Genomic DNA, 19,596 nt, shown 5'->3' on the forward strand with positions numbered 1-19,596 from the left:
TTTCTAATCTATGACAACCGTTTATACGTTGGTGAGTTGGTTGGCCATTCTGGGATACTGGTTGCTCATTGCAGGCGTAACTTTACGCATTCTAATGAAACGACGCGCAGTTCCCTCCGCGATGGCCTGGCTGTTGATTATTTACATTCTGCCGTTAGTCGGAATTATTGCCTATCTTGCCGTTGGCGAGCTCCATTTAGGCAAACGCCGCGCTGAGCGCGCCAGAGCGATGTGGCCTTCCACCGCAAAATGGCTTAACGACCTTAAAGCCTGTAAGCATATCTTCGCCGAAGAAAATAGCAGTGTCGCTGCGCCATTATTCAAGCTTTGCGAGCGTCGTCAGGGGATCGCTGGGGTCAAAGGGAATCAGCTACAACTGATGACCGAGTCAGATGATGTGATGCAGGCGTTAATCCGCGACATCCAGCTCGCGCGCCATAATATTGAGATGGTGTTTTATATCTGGCAGCCCGGCGGCATGGCGGACCAGGTGGCTGAATCATTAATGGCGGCTGCGCGACGCGGCATTCATTGCCGATTGATGCTCGACTCCGCCGGGAGTGTGGCTTTTTTCCGCAGCCCGTGGCCCGAGCTAATGCGTAATGCCGGTATTGAAGTGGTCGAAGCCTTAAAGGTCAATCTGATGCGTGTGTTTTTACGCCGTATGGACCTGCGCCAACATCGCAAGATGATCATGATCGATAATTACATCGCGTACACCGGCAGCATGAATATGGTCGATCCTCGCTACTTCAAACAAGATGCGGGCGTAGGGCAATGGATTGATCTGATGGCGCGTATGGAAGGCCCTATCGCCACCGCGATGGGGATTATTTATTCCTGCGACTGGGAGATTGAAACCGGAAAACGTATTCTGCCGCCACCACCAGATGTCAATATTATGCCGTTTGAACAGGCCAGCGGTCACACCATTCACACAATTGCTTCTGGCCCCGGCTTTCCGGAAGATCTCATTCACCAGGCATTATTGACTGCGGCTTATTCGGCGCGTGAATATTTGATCATGACCACGCCCTACTTTGTGCCAAGCGATGATTTACTTCATGCGATTTGCACGGCGGCGCAGCGCGGGGTGGATGTCAGTATTATCCTTCCGCGAAAAAATGACTCGATGCTGGTCGGCTGGGCCAGTCGCGCATTCTTTACGGAACTGCTGGCTGCTGGGGTTAAAATTTATCAGTTTGAAGGCGGGTTACTGCATACCAAGAGCGTGCTGGTCGATGGCGAACTAAGTCTGGTTGGCACAGTTAACCTTGATATGCGTAGTCTGTGGCTAAATTTCGAGATTACCCTGGCAATCGACGATAAAGGTTTTGGTGCTGACCTCGCCGCCGTTCAGGACGATTATATTTCGCGTTCACGTCTGCTCGATGCCCGTTTATGGCTAAAACGTCCATTATGGCAACGTGTCGCCGAGCGACTGTTTTACTTCTTCAGTCCGTTGCTGTAAAACGTCGCCAACAGAGGTTAAACAGGTAGTAACTATGGATATGGATCTAAACAATCGCCTGACTGAAGATGAAACGCTTGAACAGGCCTACGATATTTTTCTCGAACTGGCTGCCGACAATCTCGATCCAGCTGATGTTCTGCTGTTCAATCTTCAGTTTGAAGAGCGCGGCGGCGCGGAGTTATTCGATCCGGCGGAAGACTGGCAGGAACATGTTGATTTCGATTTGAACCCGGACTTTTTTGCCGAAGTGGTGATTGGTCTGGCGGACAGTGAAGATGGTGAAATCAACGATGTTTTTGCCCGCATTCTGTTATGCCGCGAAAAAGATCACAAACTTTGCCATATCATCTGGCGGGAATAAATAATCGCTTTTAGCGTGAAAAAGGGCTGACAACTGTCAGCCCTTATTGTTTTTAAAGCGGATCGACTTTCAGGCAAGAAACGGCGTGTCTGAAACTCCCCTCCAGAACAGGACGTGTTTTGGCGCACTCTGGACCGGCAATCGGGCAACGGGTACGGAAAACACAACCGGAAGGCGGGTTGATCGGCGACGGTAATTCCCCTTCCAGTAACTGGATGGTTTTGTTCTTCTCCAGATCCGGATCAGGTATGGGGACTGCCGACATCAATGCCCTGGTGTAAGGATGTAGTGGATTGTGGTAGACCTCATCATAGGTCCCCAGTTCTACCGCATGGCCGAGATACATCACCAACACACGATCGGAAATGTGTTTTACCACGGCCAGGTCATGAGCGATAAAAATTAATGACAATCCCATCTCACGTTGCAATTGCTGGAGCAGGTTGACCACCTGTGCCTGAATTGACACGTCCAGCGCCGACACCGGCTCATCACAGATAATCAGCTTCGGTTCAAGAATAAGAGCACGCGCAATCCCGATACGCTGGCACTGCCCACCAGAGAACTCATGCGGATAGCGGTTAATCAGGTTAGGCAATAACCCGACTTTCAGCATCATCGCCTTCACGCGCTCGCGAACTTCCTGGCGTGACATTTTCGGATGATAAGTACGCAGTGGTTCAGCGATGATCTCGCCGATGGTCATACGCGGGTTTAGCGATGCCAACGGATCCTGGAAAATCATCTGAATATCACTGCGAACGGCACGCCATTCATCGGGTTTCATGCCCAGCAACTCTTTACCTAACCAGGCAACATGACCGTCGGTCGCCTTGACCAAACCGATGATGGCGCGAGCAAAGGTGGACTTACCGCATCCCGATTCCCCTACCACACCTAATGTTTCCCCTTCATACAGGCGAAGAGTGACACCATCGACGGCTTTGAGCGTTTTCGGCGGTTGCCAGAACCACTGTTTGCCATCTTTGATTTCAAAGTGCACTTTAAGATCGGCGATTTCAAGGAGGACTTTTCTTCCTTCAGTTACAGCATTCATAACAGTTCCTCCACCGGTTTAAAGCAAGCACGCAGACGGCCAGGCGTAAACTCTTCCAGCGGCGGTGCGCTACTACAAATTTCCATCGCATGCGGACAACGTGGCTGGAACGGGCAACCTTTCGGTAATCGCAGCAGGTTTGGCGGATTACCCGGGATGGTCAACATTGTTTCACCTTCCGCATCGAGACGCGGCACCGCGTTGAGCAAACCGATAGAATAAGGATGAACGGGTTGATAAAAGACATCGCGCGCGTTGCCATATTCCATCGTGCGCCCGGCGTACATTACCAGCACTTTGTCGCAGATCCCCGCCACCACGACAAGATCGTGGGTGATCATAATGATGGCGGTATTAAATTCCCGCTTCAGTTCATTTAATAGCGTCATGATCTGCGCCTGTACGGTGACGTCCAGCGCAGTTGTTGGTTCATCCGCAATCAGCAGCTTAGGTCGACATAACAAGGCCATCGCAATCATGACTCGCTGACGCATGCCGCCAGAAAATTCGTGCGGGTACATTTTCATGCGTTTACGCGCTTCCGGCATTTTTACCGCATCGAGCATCCGCACCGACTCTTCAAACGCCTCAGCTTTGCTCATGTTCTTATGCAGCATCAGCACTTCCATCAACTGCTCACCGACGCGCATATAGGGATTCAACGAAGTCATTGGGTCCTGAAAAATCATTGAGATTTGTTCAGCGCGCAGTTTATTGAGTTCATGCTCTGGCAAATTGAGGATTTCACGCCCATTGAAGGTTGCCGATCCGCCAATACGTCCGTTGGCAGCCAACAGGCCCATCAACGCAAATGCAGTTTGCGATTTACCCGAACCAGACTCACCTACAATACCCAGCGTTTCTCCGGCACGTAGGGAAAAATTCAAATCATTGACCGCCGTGACGTCGCCGTCCGGGGTACTAAAGGTGACACGCAAATCTTTCACGTTCAGCAGTGCGTCAGCCTGTTGTTGTGCGAGCGGCACAGTTGCAGTTTCAATTACGCTCATGGCTGCACTCCTTAACGATCTTTCGGGTCGAGGGCATCACGCAAGCCATCGCCGATAAAGTTGAAACAAAACAGCGTCACCACGAGGAATCCCGCTGGGAACAACAATAACCATGGAGAGACTTCCATCGAGTTCGCGCCATCACTCAGCAATGCACCCCAGCTGCTTAACGGCTCTTGCGTACCCAACCCCAGGAAGCTAAGGAAAGATTCAAAGAGGATCATGCTGGGCACCAGAAGTGATGCGTAGACCACCACCACACCGAGTACATTCGGCACAATGTGGCGAATAACAATGCCCGATGTCGATACACCGCCAACTTGTGCCGCCTCAATAAACTCTTTGCGCTTCAGACTCAGGGTTTGCCCACGCACAATACGAGCCATATCCAGCCAGGAAACCATGCCTATCGCCACGAAAATCAGCAGGATGTTTTGACCGAAAAAGGTCACCAGCAAAATGACGAAGAACATGAATGGGAAGGAGTTGAGGATTTCCAGCAGACGCATCATTACCGAATCCACTTTACCGCCCAGATAACCGGAAAGCGAACCATAAAGTGTCCCGACGACCACAGCCACCAGTGCCGCAGCAACACCGACCATGAGTGAGATACGCCCGCCAATCGCAACGCGCACAAGCAGGTCGCGACCGGATGAGTCAGTACCAAAGTAGTGACCGGACTCCATATCCGGGGCGCTGGACATCATCGCCCAGTCAGTATCGTCATAGGCAAACTGGGAAAGCATCGGTGCCAGGATTACAAATAACGCGATCAGCACCAGCACTATCAGACTGGCAACCGCCGCACGGTTATGCATAAAACGTCGACGTGCGTCCTGCCACAAGCTGCGCCCTTCGACCTCCAGCTTTTCACTGAAATTTTCCAGCGTCTCGCTGTTTTTCTTACTTAACATCATCGCGAGCTCCAGTATCAGTAACGGATTTTCGGGTCGATAACCGCATATAGCACATCGACAATGGCATTAAACAAAATGGTTAAAGCACCAACCAGGATGGTCAGGCTTAACACTAAGGAATAGTCACGGTTCAATGCGCCATTAACGAACAGTTGTCCAATCCCCGGCAAACCATAAATGGTTTCGATAACCATAGAACCGGTAATAATGCCGACAAATGCGGGGCCCATATAAGAGAGCACGGGTAACAGAGCAGGTTTTAATGCGTGACGTAAAATGATCCGCCGCATAGGTAACCCTTTCGCCCGGGCAGTACGAATAAAATTGGAGTGTAATACTTCAATCATAGAGCCACGGGTAATACGCGCAATACTGGCGATATAAGCGAGTGACAACGCCACCATCGGCAATATCATGAATTTAAGCGCCCCACCATTCCAGCCACCGCCCGGCAGCCAATGCAAAATGATCGCAAATATCATGACTAATAATGGTGCAACCACAAAACTGGGGATAACAACCCCGGTCATTGCCAGCCCCATCACGGTATAGTCCCATTTGGTGTTTTGTTTTAATGCGGCAATAACGCCAGCACTAACACCCAGTATTACCGCAAGGAAAAATGCTGCGGCTCCCAGTTTGGCAGAAACGGGAAAACTGGATGCAACCAAGTCATTGACCGAATAATCTTTATATTTAAACGATGGACCGAAATCACCGTGCGCCAGTTGTTTCAGGTAGCTGAAATACTGTGTCATGATCGGATCATTAAGATGATATTTCGCTTCGATATTGGCCATCACTTCTGGCGGTAAAGTACGTTCGCCGGTAAAAGGGCTTCCCGGCGCGAGGCGCATCATAAAGAACGAAATAGTAATAAGAATAAATAGCGTCGGAATCGCTTCCAGACAGCGACGTAGAATAAATTTTAACATTGCCCTACCTTCTGGCCTGTGCCTTCTGTAATGCGATAAAAATCAGACACCGTGGAGCAGGACACTCCTGCCCCACGTATTGCCATTAGTGCTTCACAATGTACATATTCCGGGTATAGGTATTATCCAGCGGATCTTTGCCGGTATAGCCACCAACCCACGGTTTCACCAGACGCGCATTCACGTAGTAATAAACAGGAACAATGGCCGAATCCTTATCCAGCTGTTGTTCTGCTTTAGTGTACAGAGCTGTGCGCTGCGCCTCGTCAGTCACTTTCAGCGTTTCCGCCATAATGCTGTCAAAGGCCGGGCTCTTATAATGCGCGGTATTCATCGAGCTGTTCGAAAGCATGGTGTTCAGGAAGGAAGTTGGTTCGTTGTAGTCAGCACACCAGCCTGCACGGGCCACATCAAAAGTACCCTGGTGACGGGTGTCGAGGAACGTTTTCCACTCCTGGTTAACCAGTTTGACGTTTACACCAATGTTTTTCTTCCACAATGAAGAGGCAGCAATCGCCAGCTTTTTATGCAGATCGGAGGTGTTATACAACAGGTTGATGGTCAACGGTTTGTCTGCGGTATAACCCGCTTCAGCCAGCAGTTTTTTCGCTTCTTCGTTACGTTTTTCCTGGCTCCAGCCAAACCATTCTGGCTGAGTCAATTTTGCGCCATCAGTATACGGTGGAGTGTAACCATAGGCGGGCATGTTGCCCTGCGCTTTCACTTTATTAACAATGATATCGCGGTCCATACCTAGTTTCAGTGCGGTACGCACACGCACATCGTTGAATGGCGGTTTCTGGTTGTTAATTTCGTAATAGTAAGTGCACAGGTATGGATCAACGTGAACTTCGTCCGGGATCTCTTTTTTCAGCTTCTGGAACAATTCGATCGGCATGCTGTTATACGTCATGTCGATTTCACCACTACGGTAGCGGTTGACATCGGTAACTTCAGAAGCAATAGGCAAATAGGTTACCTGGTTAATAACGGTTTTCGCGTTGTTCCAGTAGGTCGGGCTGCGTTCAAGAACGATTCGTTCGTTTACGACCCAATCTTTTAAGGTATAGGCACCGTTGGTGACGATATTACCAGGCTGGGTCCATTTTTCGCCGAATTTCTCGATAGCGGCTTTTGGCACCGGTGAAGTTGATGGGTGAACAAGTAATTTATAGAAGTACGGAACGGGTTCACTTAAGGTGACTTCTAATGTGTGATCATCAATAGCTTTCACGCCGAGATCGGTAATCGGTTTTTTCCCTTCAAGAATTTCATCAATACCGGCGATATGCCCATATTGCAGATAACTGGCATACGGAGAAGCAGTGTTCGGATCAACAGAACGTTGCCAGCTATACACAAAGTCTTGTGCTGTGACTGGCGTGCCATCAGACCATTTCGCATCTTTACGCAAATGGAAGGTCCAGACTTTCGCGTCTTTATTATCCCAGGATTCAGCGACGCCAGGTGCTGGATGACCGTCAAGATCGCTGACCAGTAAGCCTTCAAACAGGTCTCGGCTGATATTAGACTCCGGAACACCTTCAATTTTGTGCGGATCTAATGACTGAACTTCTGAACCATTGTTACGTACCAGTGTTTGTTTTTCCGCCAGTGTGACGCCTGCGGGTACATCAGCTGCCAGCGCGACATTCCCTGCCATTAGCGCAGCCAGAACGCCAGCTGCTACTAAACTTCTCTTGGTGATGTTGGTAATTGTTTTTTGGACTCCCTCATTATAATTACTGGTATTAACCAGCATGTGTAATCCCGGATTGGGACCCTGCACAGGCTCGGAGACTTTCTGCTGTCAGGTTACTTTATCGTTACGTATTACTATCACCGACTTTATTTATTCTGGTGATTCAGACGATCACCTTATGTCGATTCGTACTGTGTCTCCCCTGTCGAGACACATTATTCTTTCGCGACGCTCTTTAATTGTTAATTATTCTCATTACCAATAAAGAATCGTCTGGCGGTTGCCCGGAAAGTACCAAATGCGGTTCTTACTCGCCAATACATTTTGCAAAATTGTTAAGCAATTCTCTTTTATTGACCGTATCAGAATCTATAGCTTGCATCCATGCCTTAACAAACATCTTTCAATTCAATCAAATAGAGATTGGCTAAGCATGTCTATCTTTTCTGATTACAGTTCCAGTAGTGAAATGCACAATAATTTAACAATTGATTATTATTTAGCACTTTCCTCTACCAAAGGCAGTGGAATTAATAATATCATTTCAATTATTCTTCAGCAAGCCCAGGATTATGATGTGGCGAAAATAACATGATGGTGAGGAGAAGCAGTTAAGGAAATCCTTATAACTAACTGTAATTTGAGAAGAATATTTTTACCTATTCCTTTTGCTTTTGATAACTGCGCGGGAACAAAGTAAAAATAATGACGAAGTAAACGGAGCATGGCAGCTCCGTTTCATTTGAAAGGAATTAATTAAGCAGGCCGGGGAAAATCCCCTTAATACCAGTAACGATAAATTCAATCCCCAATGCCATCAGCAATAGCCCCATAATACGCGTAATCACGTTGATGCCGGTCTGGCGTAAAACCCGTACCAGCCACGGTGCCATGCGGAACAATCCCCAACAACATAAAGCGAACAATGCAATAGCCACAAAGAAACCAAACAGATAGCTAATGCTGTGATAACGCGTACCCCAGACGATGGTAGAACTGATCGCCCCTGGCCCCGCCATCAACGGCAACGCCAGTGGCACCACACCAATGCTTTCACGTACCGCGGTTTCTGATTTTTCTTGCTTGTTCTGTTTATCCTCGCCAAGCTTGCCGCTGATCATCGACATCGCTATTGTCACCACCAGGATACCCCCGGCGATACGGAACGAATCAATTGATATACCAAAAAGTTGTAGAATCGTGTCGCCGAGAAAAAGCGAGATCCACAAGATAATGGCCACAGACAGGTTGGCTGTAAGGTTAGTTTTGTTTCGCGCTGCCGCTGTCTGATAACTGGTCATGCTGATAAAGACGGGAATAATCCCTACCGGGTTGACCAGCGCAAATAACCCGATGAAAAATTTGAAGTAAACGGGAAAATCAAAAAAGGTCTGAATCACGGTTAGCTCCGAAGCAAAAGCCGGATAATGTTAGCCATAAATAAGGTTGAAAAGACGCGCTGACAATACGCCTTTTGACAGCATTTTTCACCTCCTAACTACTTAAAATTGCTATCATTCGTTATTGTTATCTAGTTGTGCAAAACATGCTAATGTAGCCACCAAATCATACTACAATTTATTAACTGTTAGCTATAATGGCGAAAAGCGATGCTGAAAGGTGTCAGCTTTGCAAAAATTTGATTTGGATCACGTAATCAGTACCCAGAAGTGAGTAATCTTGCTTACGCCACCTGGAAGTGACGCATTAGAGATAATAACTCTAATGTTTAAACTCTTTTAGTAAATCACAGTGAGTGTGAGCGCGAGTAAGCTTTTGATTTTCATAGGTTAAGCAAATCATCACCGCACTGACTATACTCTCGTATTCGAGCAGATGATTTACTAAAAAAGTTTAACATTATCAGGAGAGCATTATGGCTGTTACTAATGTCGCTGAACTTAACGCACTCGTAGAGCGTGTAAAAAAAGCCCAGCGTGAATATGCCAGTTTCACTCAAGAGCAAGTAGACAAAATCTTCCGCGCCGCCGCTCTGGCTGCTGCAGATGCTCGAATCCCACTCGCGAAAATGGCCGTTGCCGAATCCGGCATGGGTATCGTCGAAGATAAAGTGATCAAAAACCACTTTGCTTCTGAATATATCTACAACGCCTATAAAGATGAAAAAACCTGTGGTGTTCTGTCTGAAGACGACACTTTTGGTACCATCACTATCGCTGAACCAATCGGTATTATTTGCGGTATCGTTCCGACCACTAACCCGACTTCAACTGCTATCTTCAAATCGCTGATCAGTCTGAAGACCCGTAACGCCATTATCTTCTCCCCGCACCCGCGTGCAAAAGATGCCACCAACAAAGCGGCTGATATCGTTCTGCAGGCTGCTATCGCTGCCGGTGCTCCGAAAGATCTGATCGGCTGGATCGATCAACCTTCTGTTGAACTGTCTAACGCACTGATGCACCACCCAGACATCAACCTGATCCTCGCGACTGGTGGTCCGGGCATGGTTAAAGCCGCATACAGCTCCGGTAAACCAGCTATCGGTGTAGGCGCGGGCAACACTCCAGTTGTTATCGATGAAACTGCTGATATCAAACGTGCAGTTGCATCTGTACTGATGTCCAAAACCTTCGACAACGGCGTAATCTGTGCTTCTGAACAGTCTGTTGTTGTTGTTGACTCTGTTTATGACGCTGTACGTGAACGTTTTGCAACCCACGGCGGCTATCTGTTGCAGGGTAAAGAGCTGAAAGCTGTTCAGGATGTTATCCTGAAAAACGGTGCGCTGAACGCGGCTATCGTTGGTCAGCCAGCCTATAAAATTGCTGAACTGGCAGGCTTCTCTGTACCAGAAAACACCAAGATTCTGATCGGTGAAGTGACCGTTGTTGATGAAAGCGAACCGTTCGCACATGAAAAACTGTCCCCGACTCTGGCAATGTACCGCGCTAAAGATTTCGAAGACGCGGTAGAAAAAGCAGAGAAACTGGTTGCTATGGGCGGTATCGGTCATACCTCTTGCCTGTACACTGACCAGGATAACCAACCGGCTCGCGTTTCTTACTTCGGTCAGAAAATGAAAACGGCGCGTATCCTGATTAACACCCCAGCGTCTCAGGGTGGTATCGGTGACCTGTATAACTTCAAACTCGCACCTTCCCTGACTCTGGGTTGTGGTTCTTGGGGTGGTAACTCCATCTCTGAAAACGTTGGTCCGAAACACCTGATCAACAAGAAAACCGTTGCTAAGCGAGCTGAAAACATGTTGTGGCACAAACTTCCGAAATCTATCTACTTCCGCCGTGGCTCCCTGCCAATCGCGCTGGATGAAGTGATTACTGATGGCCACAAACGTGCGCTCATCGTGACTGACCGCTTCCTGTTCAACAATGGTTATGCTGATCAGATCACTTCCGTACTGAAAGCAGCAGGCGTTGAAACTGAAGTCTTCTTCGAAGTAGAAGCGGACCCGACCCTGAGCATCGTTCGTAAAGGTGCAGAACTGGCAAACTCCTTCAAACCAGACGTGATTATCGCGCTGGGTGGTGGTTCCCCGATGGACGCCGCGAAGATCATGTGGGTTATGTACGAACATCCGGAAACTCACTTCGAAGAGCTGGCGCTGCGCTTTATGGATATCCGTAAACGTATCTACAAGTTCCCGAAAATGGGCGTGAAAGCGAAAATGATCGCTGTCACCACCACTTCTGGTACAGGTTCTGAAGTCACTCCGTTTGCGGTTGTAACTGACGACGCTACTGGTCAGAAATATCCGCTGGCAGACTATGCGCTGACTCCGGATATGGCGATTGTCGACGCCAACCTGGTTATGGACATGCCGAAGTCCCTGTGTGCTTTCGGTGGTCTGGACGCAGTAACTCACGCCATGGAAGCTTATGTTTCTGTACTGGCATCTGAGTTCTCTGATGGTCAGGCTCTGCAGGCACTGAAACTGCTGAAAGAATATCTGCCAGCGTCCTACCACGAAGGGTCTAAAAATCCGGTAGCGCGTGAACGTGTTCACAGTGCAGCGACTATCGCGGGTATCGCGTTTGCGAACGCCTTCCTGGGTGTATGTCACTCAATGGCGCACAAACTGGGTTCCCAGTTCCATATTCCGCACGGTCTGGCAAACGCCCTGCTGATTTGTAACGTTATTCGCTACAATGCGAACGACAACCCGACCAAGCAGACTGCATTCAGCCAGTATGACCGTCCGCAGGCTCGCCGTCGTTATGCTGAAATTGCCGACCACTTGGGTCTGAGCGCACCGGGCGACCGTACTGCTGCTAAGATCGAGAAACTGCTGGCATGGCTGGAAACGCTGAAAGCTGAACTGGGTATTCCGAAATCTATCCGTGAAGCTGGCGTTCAGGAAGCAGACTTCCTGGCGAACGTGGATAAACTGTCTGAAGATGCATTCGATGACCAGTGCACCGGCGCTAACCCGCGTTACCCGCTGATCTCCGAGCTGAAACAGATTCTGCTGGATACCTACTACGGTCGTGATTATGTAGAAGGTGAAACTGCAGCGAAGAAAGAAGCTGCTCCGGCTAAAGCTGAGAAAAAAGCGAAAAAATCCGCTTAATCAGTAGCGCTGTCTGGCAACATAAACGGCCCCTTCTGGGCAATGCCGATCAGTTAAGGATTAGTTGACCGATCCTTAAACTGAGGCACTATAACGGCTTCCACAACAGGGAGCCGTTTTCTTATGCCACTTCTCAATGATCTGCTCGATTTCAGTGACCATCCGCTTATGCCTCCGCCCTCTGCACAACTATTTGCAGAACACCTTCCCACCGAGTGGATACAACACTGCCTGACGCTTTCTGCTCATGCGACCGTTCGCCGCCGTCGTTTACCGGGGGACATGGTTATCTGGATGGTGGTGCAATGAGCCAATTACCGATGTTGTTCGCCGTCTGAACCTGAGCGCGGATGGCGAAGCGGGGATGAACCTGCTGGCCCGCAGCGCTGTCACCCAGGCGCGTCAGCGCGTGGGGGCCGCCCCAGTGGAATGGCTCTTCCGCCAGACCGCACAGACAGGGGCGCGGAACGTTACCTGAAGGATGACTGGCACGGCCTGCAACTTTTTGCCATTGATGGCGCACAGTTCAGGACACCTGATAAACCCGAGCTGCGTGAATATTATGGGTCTGCCAACACATCCACTAAGCGGCAGAACGCCTACCCGGTTATGCGTCTGGTGGCCTTAATGAACCTGGGAAGTCACATTCTGCTGAATGCCGTGACCGCACCTTACCGGCAGAGCGAAACTGTGCTGGCCCACTCCATGCTCGCCACCATCCCGGATAACTCTATTACGTTGTTTGATAAACTTTTTTACAGCGAAGACCTGCTGCTGACGCTGAACCAGAAGGGTTGTAACCGCCACTGGCTACTGCCTGCGTGGAAGAATATCGCATCAGAAATGATAGAGCTGGGAAACACGGCGTCACCAGGGACCATCCCGAAACGACTGGAGCATCTTCGGGGTGCTCTGGAAGTGGTGTTCATAACAAAACGCCCCCGACCATCAAGGCCGAGGTCGGTTAAGATATCAAAAACCCGTTATCCTGTGAAACATAGTGCCGCTCCTCTTAAGTGAACGGCATTGCCCTTCTGGGGCCGTATTTTTTGTTTACCCAAAGCAACTTTTCCATAAACCGACAGCATTAGCCTTCATCATATTTGCGACGATGTATAACGCCTAAACACAGGGATATTGTACTTTACAGGTCACAAGTCAACGTCGGTGCTTAAGAGCCCTGTGAGGCGTATAGCGGCGTTAAAAAACTGCCGAGAAGGGTATATAGCCCGGAAGAAGTGCGTAAAACGAACTGACAGGATAAAAGTGCCCTGCTCACCCTGTCAGTAAAGAAATTCTTATTAATCGTGGCGATGCCTTTCCTGAATAGCCGTTAATGAGTCGACTTGTAACGCCTCTTTATAGTGTTTACGGCATACAGAAACGTATCGTTCATTACCACCAATTACCACCTGCTCACCTTCGTTATAAGGTCTGCCTGCTTGATCAAGACGCAGCACCATGCTTGCTTTACGGCCACAAAAACAGATGGTTTTTAATTCAACCAGTTTGTCGGACCATGCCAGTAAGTATTGGCTGCCAATAAATAATTCACCTCGAAAATCGGTACGTAAACCATAACAAAGTACGGGTATATCGAGTTGATCGACAACCTCCGATAATTCATATACTTGTTGTCTGGTTAAAAACTGGCATTCATCAACCAGTACGCAATGAATTGCCTGCTGTTCATGTTCCGCACGAATCTCATCAAATAATGATGAATTTTGGTTAAATAATTTTGCAGGCGATGACAAACCTATACGCGAACTGACTTTCCCGGCACCAAAGCGATCATCAATTTCTGCCGTATATACGACAGTGCGCATGCCGCGTTCCTGGTAATTGTATGAAGATTGCAACAATGCTGTAGACTTACCCGCATTCATTGCGGAATAGTAGAAATATAGCTGTGCCATCAGCCACAGGCCCTCAATGATATGAAATAAAGTTGGCTGGAGTTTATCATAATTCGTCAGTTTTTCAGCTCAACAGTATGCACAGAAGTGGGTATATGCGTTCTCCCTTACGAAGCCTTGCATAATCCTTCTGAGCTATCATTACAACTGCCTCGCTTGTTATAAGCGGGTAAATGACTGCTGGTAACTATTCACAATCTTTAACCTGTTGCGCAAGTAATAGCCCTCTGTTGACCTCCAGGAGATAGTGCAATACTAAGTCCATGCTCTTATTGCGACTGTTCTACTTTTCATCATTCGCTTAATAGGGAATTCTCGTAAACACAACTAATACAGAAGACTGAAAGGTCGTCAGCCTACGATAATCTCCCCATAAAATGTGACATGAATCAGGAAGTTTTAACCTCACGTGCTGCGAAATCATCGGTGTAAATAGGGCTATATGCCGCGTCTTTTCTGGCTAATTTTATGAAAAGATATTTATTGGCGGCACAAAATAAAGAACAATTTTGAATTCCTTACATTCCTGGCTATTGCACAACTGAATTTAAGGCTCTATTATTACCTCAACAAACCACCCCAATATAAGTTTGAGATTACTACAATGAGCGAAGCACTTAAAATTCTGAACAACATCCGTACTCTTCGTGCGCAGGCAAGAGAATGTACACTTGAAACGCTGGAAGAAATGCTGGAAAAATTAGAAGTTGTTGTTAACGAACGTCGCGAAGAAGAAAGCGCGGCTGCTGCTGAAGTTGAAGAGCGCACTCGTAAACTGCAGCAATATCGCGAAATGCTGATCGCTGACGGTATTGACCCGAACGAACTGCTGAATAGCCTTGCTGCCGTTAAATCTGGCACCAAAGCTAAACGTGCTCAGCGTCCGGCAAAATATAGCTACGTTGACGAAAACGGCGAAACTAAAACCTGGACTGGCCAAGGCCGTACTCCAGCTGTAATCAAAAAAGCAATGGATGAGCAAGGTAAATCCCTCGACGATTTCCTGATCAAGCAATAATCTTTTGTAGATTGCACTTGCTTAAAATCCCGCCAGCGGCGGGATTTTTTATTGTCCGGTTTAAGACAATTTAATAAGAATAAGCTATAAAAAAACGGCGTCGATTGCTCAACGCCGTTTCGTGGATAACACCGATACGGATGTTACTTCTTAATGCCCATCTCTTCTTCAAGCCAGGCTTTAAATTCCGTGCCAAGGGTGTTATGACGAATACCGTATTCAACGAAGGCCTGCATGTAACCTAATTTATTACCGCAGTCATGGCTCTTCCCTTTCATATGATAGGCTTCCACCGTTTCTTTTTCGATCAGCATATCAATTGCGTCGGTGAGCTGAATTTCATCACCAGCTCCCGGAGGGGTTTTTGCCAGCAACGGCCAAATATCCGCGCTAAGTACGTAACGACCCACAATAGCGAGATTAGACGGCGCAACATCCGCTTTCGGTTTTTCTACCACACCAACCATCGGTACGCTTTCACCCGGCGCTAATTCAACGCCTTTGCAATCCACAACGCCATATGCGGTCACATCAGCAACCGGTTCAACCATGATCTGGCTATGACCCGTTTCATCAAAGCGGCGGATCATCTCTGCCAGGTTATCCTGTGACAAATCGGATTCATATTCATCCAGAATAACATCAGGCAAAATAACAGCTACCGGTTCATCACCCACTACCGGGTGAGCACACAATACCGCGTGTCCCAGGCCTTTCGCCAGACCCTGACGAACTTGCATAATAGTCACGTGCGGTGGACAAATAGACTGCACTTCATCAAGCAGTTGACGTTTTACACGTTTTTCCAGCATTGCTTCCAGTTCAAAACTGGTATCAAAGTGGTTTTCAATAGAGTTTTTAGATGAGTGTGTAACCAGCACAATTTCAGTAATGCCAGCCGCAATACATTCATTCACGACGTATTGAATTAATGGCTTATCGACAAGTGGCAGCATCTCTTTCGGGATGGCTTTCGTCGCCGGCAACATCCTGGTTCCTAATCCCGCAACGGGGATAACGGCTTTTTTGACTTTCGTATTAATGGCAGCCATTTAAATTCTCCTGGACTGTTCGTGTTTTGAACGTGTTCATATTTCTGTATCGCATCCCAGTATATCAGCACCCCGAAGGGGCTAAGTTCTGAAAAGGAGGCGAGTTAGCATAATTAAGACAATTACTTATACGAATGGCGACGATAGTACCACCAGCCGACATTAGCAGGTAATGCAAATTTAGCCCGCGTTATCGTTTGCTCATTCTGCAGACAACATCAAGCGCAGTCGACCACCGGTTCCCCATATTTGGCATTGCCAGGCATCGCATCGCTGGCTCAATTGATTCAAATAAGCGTTACCTAAAGTGCCTAACGGAACACCATTACTGATTTGCACCTGGTGTTCGCCGGTATTTAACGTCGCATTCAGACCCGCAGAAACCAGAATGAGATTTTTCAGTTCGCGATGATAATAGCCAACTAATAGCGGAAACTGCCCCGGCAGATTGGCCTGACGAAGTAAATGGTTTACCTGCTTCAATAACGCGCCCAACTCTGGCAACCGTTGATTTTGGTGTGCAAGCTGTTCCTGTAATAATCCGTTAAACAATGCGCGGTGATGCTGCCAACTTACTGATTTAGTGTATGATGGTGTTTTTGAGGTGCTCCAGTGGCTTCTGTTTCTATCAGCTGTCCCTCCTGTTCAGCTACTGACGGGGTGGTGCGTAACGGCAAAAGCACCGCCGGACATCAGCGCTATCTCTGCTCTCACTGCCGTAAAACATGGCAACTGCAGTTCACTTACACCGCTTCTCAACCCGGTACGCACCAGAAAATCATTGATATGGCCATGAATGGCGTTGGATGCCGGGCAACAGCCCGCATTATGGGCGTTGGCCTCAACACGATTTTACGTCACTTAAAAAACTCAGGCCGCAGTCGGTAACCTCGCGCATACAGCCGGGCAGTGACGTCATCGTCTGCGCGGAAATGGACGAACAGTGGGGCTATGTCGGGGCTAAATCGCGCCAGCGCTGGCTGTTTTACGCGTATGACAGTCTCCGGAAGACGGTTGTTGCGCACGTATTCGGTGAACGCACTATGGCGACGCTGGGGCGTCTTATGAGCCTGCTGTCACCCTTTGACGTGGTGATATGGATGACGGATGGCTGGCCGCTGTATGAATCCCGCCTGAAGGGAAAGCTGCACGTAATCAGCAAGCGATATACGCAGCGAATTGAGCGGCATAACCTGAATCTGAGGCAGCACCTGGCACGGCTGGGACGGAAGTCGCTGTCGTTCTCAAAATCGGTGGAGCTGCATGACAAAGTCATCGGGCATTATCTGAACATAAAACACTATCAATAAGTTGGAGTCATTACCACAATGCGCGTAATAACAAGGCAGCAAGTACGCCATTATGTCCAGCTCGGGTGACATCAAGGCAATAAAATGCCAGATCGTTTTCCGAAAGTGCGGCAATATCAAGCACCAGGCCGGGTTTGTCCGCGGCAACCAATTGACGATAATTAACCCGGCAATGGGAAATCACCTGCTGAACCGGCGGTTGTAGTTCCTGTAATAATTTCGCCGCTGCGGCAGGGTTATCAACCATTGCATCCCAGTCGCGAAAAAGCCTTTCCTCTTCCTCAACGCGCGAATTAAACATGCTGGGATAGAGACAGGCAAAAACCATCTCGCGCAAGCGATTCAGATCTTTAACTGGTTTCAGCAAAACATCTTCAACGCCCAGACGTAACGCTTTGGCAATATCTGCCATATTTTCAGTGGCAGATATCACCAGAACTGGGGTCTGGTCGCCTCTGTTACGTATATGCTCCAGCAGTTTAAGCCCGTTCATTCGTGGCATCGCGATATCACATATCATCAGGTCTGGAGTGAAACCTCCCAGCAACTCAAGGGCATCCACCCCATCAGCCGCCAGTACCGTTGTCGCTCCCAATGAGGAAAACCATGAATCCAGAAGCGAGCGAAATACCTGCTCATCTTCAACAATGAGAATCTGTTTTCCGACCAATGGCTGCGTCATGTTCTCTCCCCTGACTGGCTTTACTCAATAGTGGCATGCTATTGCCACCTGCGCCTGTCAGAATTAACTTAAGTGTAGATAAAAATTCTGGTCAAATGTTGGTGCGTACCAACGGCAAAAGTTCGTCCATTTTCCTTTCCACTGCCAGCTGTCCGGCCGCAATGGCAGCGTGCGCGCGATGGAAATCAAGCGTAGATATTTGCGGGCAAACAGGTTGAATCAGAATATCGGGCGGATCACCTGCCATGCGGTTCCTTTTAAGGCGGTTCTCCAGCACCTGGATAGAAGTGGTCATAATCTCTGTTGCCGTTGGCGCTGTCACCGCCCGACGTGTCGTTATGCTGCCTAACCTTTCTTTCAGACGCGCATGCCACGGCAGAGAATCACCATTCTCGCTATTTTCTTCACTGACATTAAAGGAGAGCAAATCTTGTTGCATCAAATGAGCATCGTGCTGCAGGTCAACCGCTATCACAATATCAGCCCCCAATGCACGCGTGAGGGAAATAGGAATTGGGTTAACGACTGCTCCATCAACCAGCCAGTAGCCGTTATGTGCAACAGGTGCCATGAGTCCTGGAATACTGCATGATGCGCGAATAGCAAGATGGAGATCGCCTTCAGTAAACCATAATTCACGTCCCGTACTTAAATTGGTGGCAACAGCCGCAAAGCGACGGGAACAATTTTCGATCTCTGTTTCCGGCATTATTTCGCGGTATTGATTGAAGACACGCTCGCCGCGCAGTAACCCACCGCGCTGCCAGGAGAGATCCATCAGGCGTAAAACATCCCAATAACTGAAAGAGGTCACCCAATCTTCCAGCGCAGATAATCGATCGCATGCATAGGCAGCGCCCACCAGCGAACCAATTGAACATCCTGCAACGATATCAATTTCAATACCCACTTTTTTTAGCGCATTAATAACGCCAATATGCGACCAACCTCTCGCCGCGCCAGATCCCAGCGCCAGCCCTATTTTTATCTTTCTCATTATTCCCGCAAGATTCCCCTGGAATGCAATCGTAGCCACATCGCTACTGCTCGGTTAACATAGTGCTACTCAGGCGGTTAATACGCCGTTATTGTTTCCAGGGAGATTATTTGTGTCTCAGCTTTGTCCCTGTGGTAGTGCTGTCGAGTATAGCCTATGTTGCCACCCTTATGTGTCTGGTGAAAAGGTTGCACCTGATCCAGAACATCTCATGCGTTCGCGTTACTGCGCTTTTGTGATGCAAGACGCAGATTATTTAATAAAGACCTGGCATCCCTCTTGTGGAGCAGCGGCGTTACGTGCCGAATTGATGGCCGGATTTGCGCATACTGAATGGTTGGGATTGACCGTATTTGAACATTGTTGGCAGGACGCCGACAATATCGGATTTGTCAGTTTTGTTGCTCGATTTACCGAAGGTGGTAAAACAGGTGCAATAATTGAACGTTCGCGATTTTTGAAAGAAAACGGTCAATGGTACTATATTGACGGTACACGTCCGCAGTTTGGTCGCAACGATCCCTGCCCTTGTGGTTCAGGTAAAAAATTTAAAAAGTGCTGCGGCCAATAATGGTTGACGGTACGGTTTAGCAAACACTCTCAACAA

17 protein-coding genes and 3 pseudogenes are annotated in these 19,596 nt (G+C 48.4%); 8 read left to right on the top strand and 12 right to left on the bottom strand.

Translation table 11 applies throughout. The features are described 5' to 3' along the window. Positions 1-10 precede the first annotated feature (10 nt). Both cls and KXD89_RS12460 read left to right on the top strand, forming a co-directional pair. The gene (gene cls, locus KXD89_RS12455) at positions 11-1,471 is read left to right on the top strand and encodes a cardiolipin synthase (protein ID WP_000214516.1); all 1,461 of its coding nucleotides are present in this window, start codon (positions 11-13) and stop codon (positions 1,469-1,471) included. Between the two features lie 34 nt (positions 1,472-1,505). Next, positions 1,506-1,835 (top strand): HI1450 family dsDNA-mimic protein, encoded by a 330-nt coding sequence (locus KXD89_RS12460; protein WP_000366959.1) that lies wholly within the window; start codon positions 1,506-1,508, stop codon positions 1,833-1,835. 52 nt (positions 1,836-1,887) lie between these two features. Here the strand turns inward: KXD89_RS12460 and oppF are convergent, their stop codons facing one another. The 5 genes from oppF to oppA form a co-directional block, all read right to left on the bottom strand. Then, complete coding sequence (oppF, locus tag KXD89_RS12465; RefSeq protein ID WP_000994905.1) at positions 1,888-2,892, bottom strand: murein tripeptide/oligopeptide ABC transporter ATP-binding protein OppF; 1,005 nt, start codon at positions 2,890-2,892, stop codon at positions 1,888-1,890. Beyond that, complete coding sequence (gene oppD, locus KXD89_RS12470; RefSeq protein ID WP_000110948.1) at positions 2,889-3,902, bottom strand: murein tripeptide/oligopeptide ABC transporter ATP-binding protein OppD; 1,014 nt, start codon at positions 3,900-3,902, stop codon at positions 2,889-2,891. Before oppD ends, oppF begins: the two co-directional genes overlap by 4 nt. An 11-nt stretch (positions 3,903-3,913) precedes the next feature. Next, positions 3,914-4,822: an oligopeptide ABC transporter permease OppC gene (oppC, locus tag KXD89_RS12475; RefSeq protein ID WP_000979661.1), complete on the bottom strand. Its 909-nt coding sequence runs from the start codon at positions 4,820-4,822 to the stop codon at positions 3,914-3,916. Positions 4,823-4,836: 14 nt separating this feature from the next. Beyond that, entirely contained in the window at positions 4,837-5,757 is a 921-nt protein-coding gene (gene oppB / locus KXD89_RS12480; RefSeq protein ID WP_000911112.1) for an oligopeptide ABC transporter permease OppB, read from the bottom strand. An 85-nt stretch (positions 5,758-5,842) separates the two neighbouring features. After that, positions 5,843-7,474: an oligopeptide ABC transporter substrate-binding protein OppA gene (oppA, locus tag KXD89_RS12485; RefSeq protein WP_001407612.1), complete on the bottom strand. Its 1,632-nt coding sequence runs from the start codon at positions 7,472-7,474 to the stop codon at positions 5,843-5,845. A gap of 283 nt (positions 7,475-7,757) precedes the next feature. Between oppA and KXD89_RS12490 the strand changes: the two genes are divergently transcribed. Next, positions 7,758-8,054 carry a hypothetical protein gene (locus tag KXD89_RS12490; RefSeq protein ID WP_001211520.1) on the top strand — a complete coding sequence of 99 codons (297 nt, stop codon included), beginning with the start codon at positions 7,758-7,760 and terminating at the stop codon, positions 8,052-8,054. A 157-nt stretch (positions 8,055-8,211) separates the two neighbouring features. Here KXD89_RS12490 and ychE (KXD89_RS12495) read toward each other — a convergent pair whose 3' ends face one another. Beyond that, on the bottom strand, positions 8,212-8,859 hold the full coding sequence (gene ychE / locus KXD89_RS12495; protein ID WP_000616554.1) for an NAAT family transporter YchE: 648 nt from the start codon (positions 8,857-8,859) through the stop codon (positions 8,212-8,214). 30 nt (positions 8,860-8,889) lie between these two features. Then, positions 8,890-8,943, bottom strand: a complete 54-nt coding sequence (gene ychE, locus KXD89_RS12500) for a protein YchT (RefSeq protein WP_211180492.1) — start codon at positions 8,941-8,943, stop codon at positions 8,890-8,892. A gap of 392 nt (positions 8,944-9,335) precedes the next feature. Here ychE (KXD89_RS12500) and adhE point away from each other — a divergent pair, with 392 nt between their 5' ends. Further along, positions 9,336-12,011, top strand: coding sequence for a bifunctional acetaldehyde-CoA/alcohol dehydrogenase (gene adhE / locus KXD89_RS12505; protein WP_000301651.1), 2,676 nt, complete (start codon positions 9,336-9,338; stop codon positions 12,009-12,011). Positions 12,012-12,134: 123 nt separating this feature from the next. Continuing rightward, positions 12,135-13,031: pseudogene (locus KXD89_RS12510) on the top strand (IS4 family transposase). 281 nt (positions 13,032-13,312) lie between these two features. Here KXD89_RS12510 and tdk read toward each other — a convergent pair. Then, positions 13,313-13,930 carry a thymidine kinase gene (gene tdk / locus KXD89_RS12515; protein ID WP_000068077.1) on the bottom strand — a complete coding sequence of 206 codons (618 nt, stop codon included), beginning with the start codon at positions 13,928-13,930 and terminating at the stop codon, positions 13,313-13,315. A 604-nt stretch (positions 13,931-14,534) separates the two neighbouring features. Here tdk and hns point away from each other — a divergent pair. Further along, positions 14,535-14,948, top strand: a complete 414-nt coding sequence (gene hns / locus KXD89_RS12520; RefSeq protein WP_001287378.1) for a histone-like nucleoid-structuring protein H-NS — start codon at positions 14,535-14,537, stop codon at positions 14,946-14,948. 143 nt (positions 14,949-15,091) lie between these two features. Here the strand turns inward: hns and galU are convergent, their stop codons facing one another. Together galU and KXD89_RS12530 are read right to left on the bottom strand one after the other, a co-directional pair. Continuing rightward, positions 15,092-16,000 (bottom strand): UTP--glucose-1-phosphate uridylyltransferase GalU, encoded by a 909-nt coding sequence (gene galU, locus KXD89_RS12525; RefSeq protein WP_000718995.1) that lies wholly within the window; start codon positions 15,998-16,000, stop codon positions 15,092-15,094. 201 nt (positions 16,001-16,201) lie between these two features. Continuing rightward, positions 16,202-16,558: pseudogene (locus KXD89_RS12530) on the bottom strand (two-component system response regulator RssB); the annotation flags it as partial. 54 nt (positions 16,559-16,612) lie between these two features. On the opposite strand from KXD89_RS12530, the gene KXD89_RS12535 reads away from it, so the two are divergent. Then, positions 16,613-17,310 (top strand): IS1-like element IS1A family transposase gene (locus KXD89_RS12535; protein ID WP_094096600.1). Its coding sequence is split into 2 segments (ribosomal slippage): positions 16,613-16,862 and positions 16,862-17,310, totalling 699 coding nucleotides; the frame shifts between segments, so codons are not numbered across the junction. A gap of 13 nt (positions 17,311-17,323) precedes the next feature. Here the strand turns inward: KXD89_RS12535 and rssB are convergent. Continuing rightward, positions 17,324-17,992 (bottom strand): annotated as a pseudogene (rssB, locus tag KXD89_RS12540) (two-component system response regulator RssB); the annotation flags it as partial. A 91-nt stretch (positions 17,993-18,083) separates the two neighbouring features. Further along, a complete protein-coding gene (rssA, locus tag KXD89_RS12545) occupies positions 18,084-18,989 on the bottom strand; it encodes a patatin-like phospholipase RssA (protein ID WP_001295622.1) in 906 nt (301 codons plus the stop codon). 112 nt (positions 18,990-19,101) lie between these two features. Here rssA and KXD89_RS12550 point away from each other — a divergent pair, with 112 nt between their 5' ends. Beyond that, a complete protein-coding gene (locus tag KXD89_RS12550) occupies positions 19,102-19,560 on the top strand; it encodes a YchJ family protein (RefSeq protein ID WP_001307143.1) in 459 nt (152 codons plus the stop codon). Positions 19,561-19,596 lie beyond the last annotated feature (36 nt).

It is taken from the genome of Escherichia sp. TC-EC600-tetX4 (assembly GCF_019356055.1).
Taxonomy (GTDB): domain Bacteria; phylum Pseudomonadota; class Gammaproteobacteria; order Enterobacterales; family Enterobacteriaceae.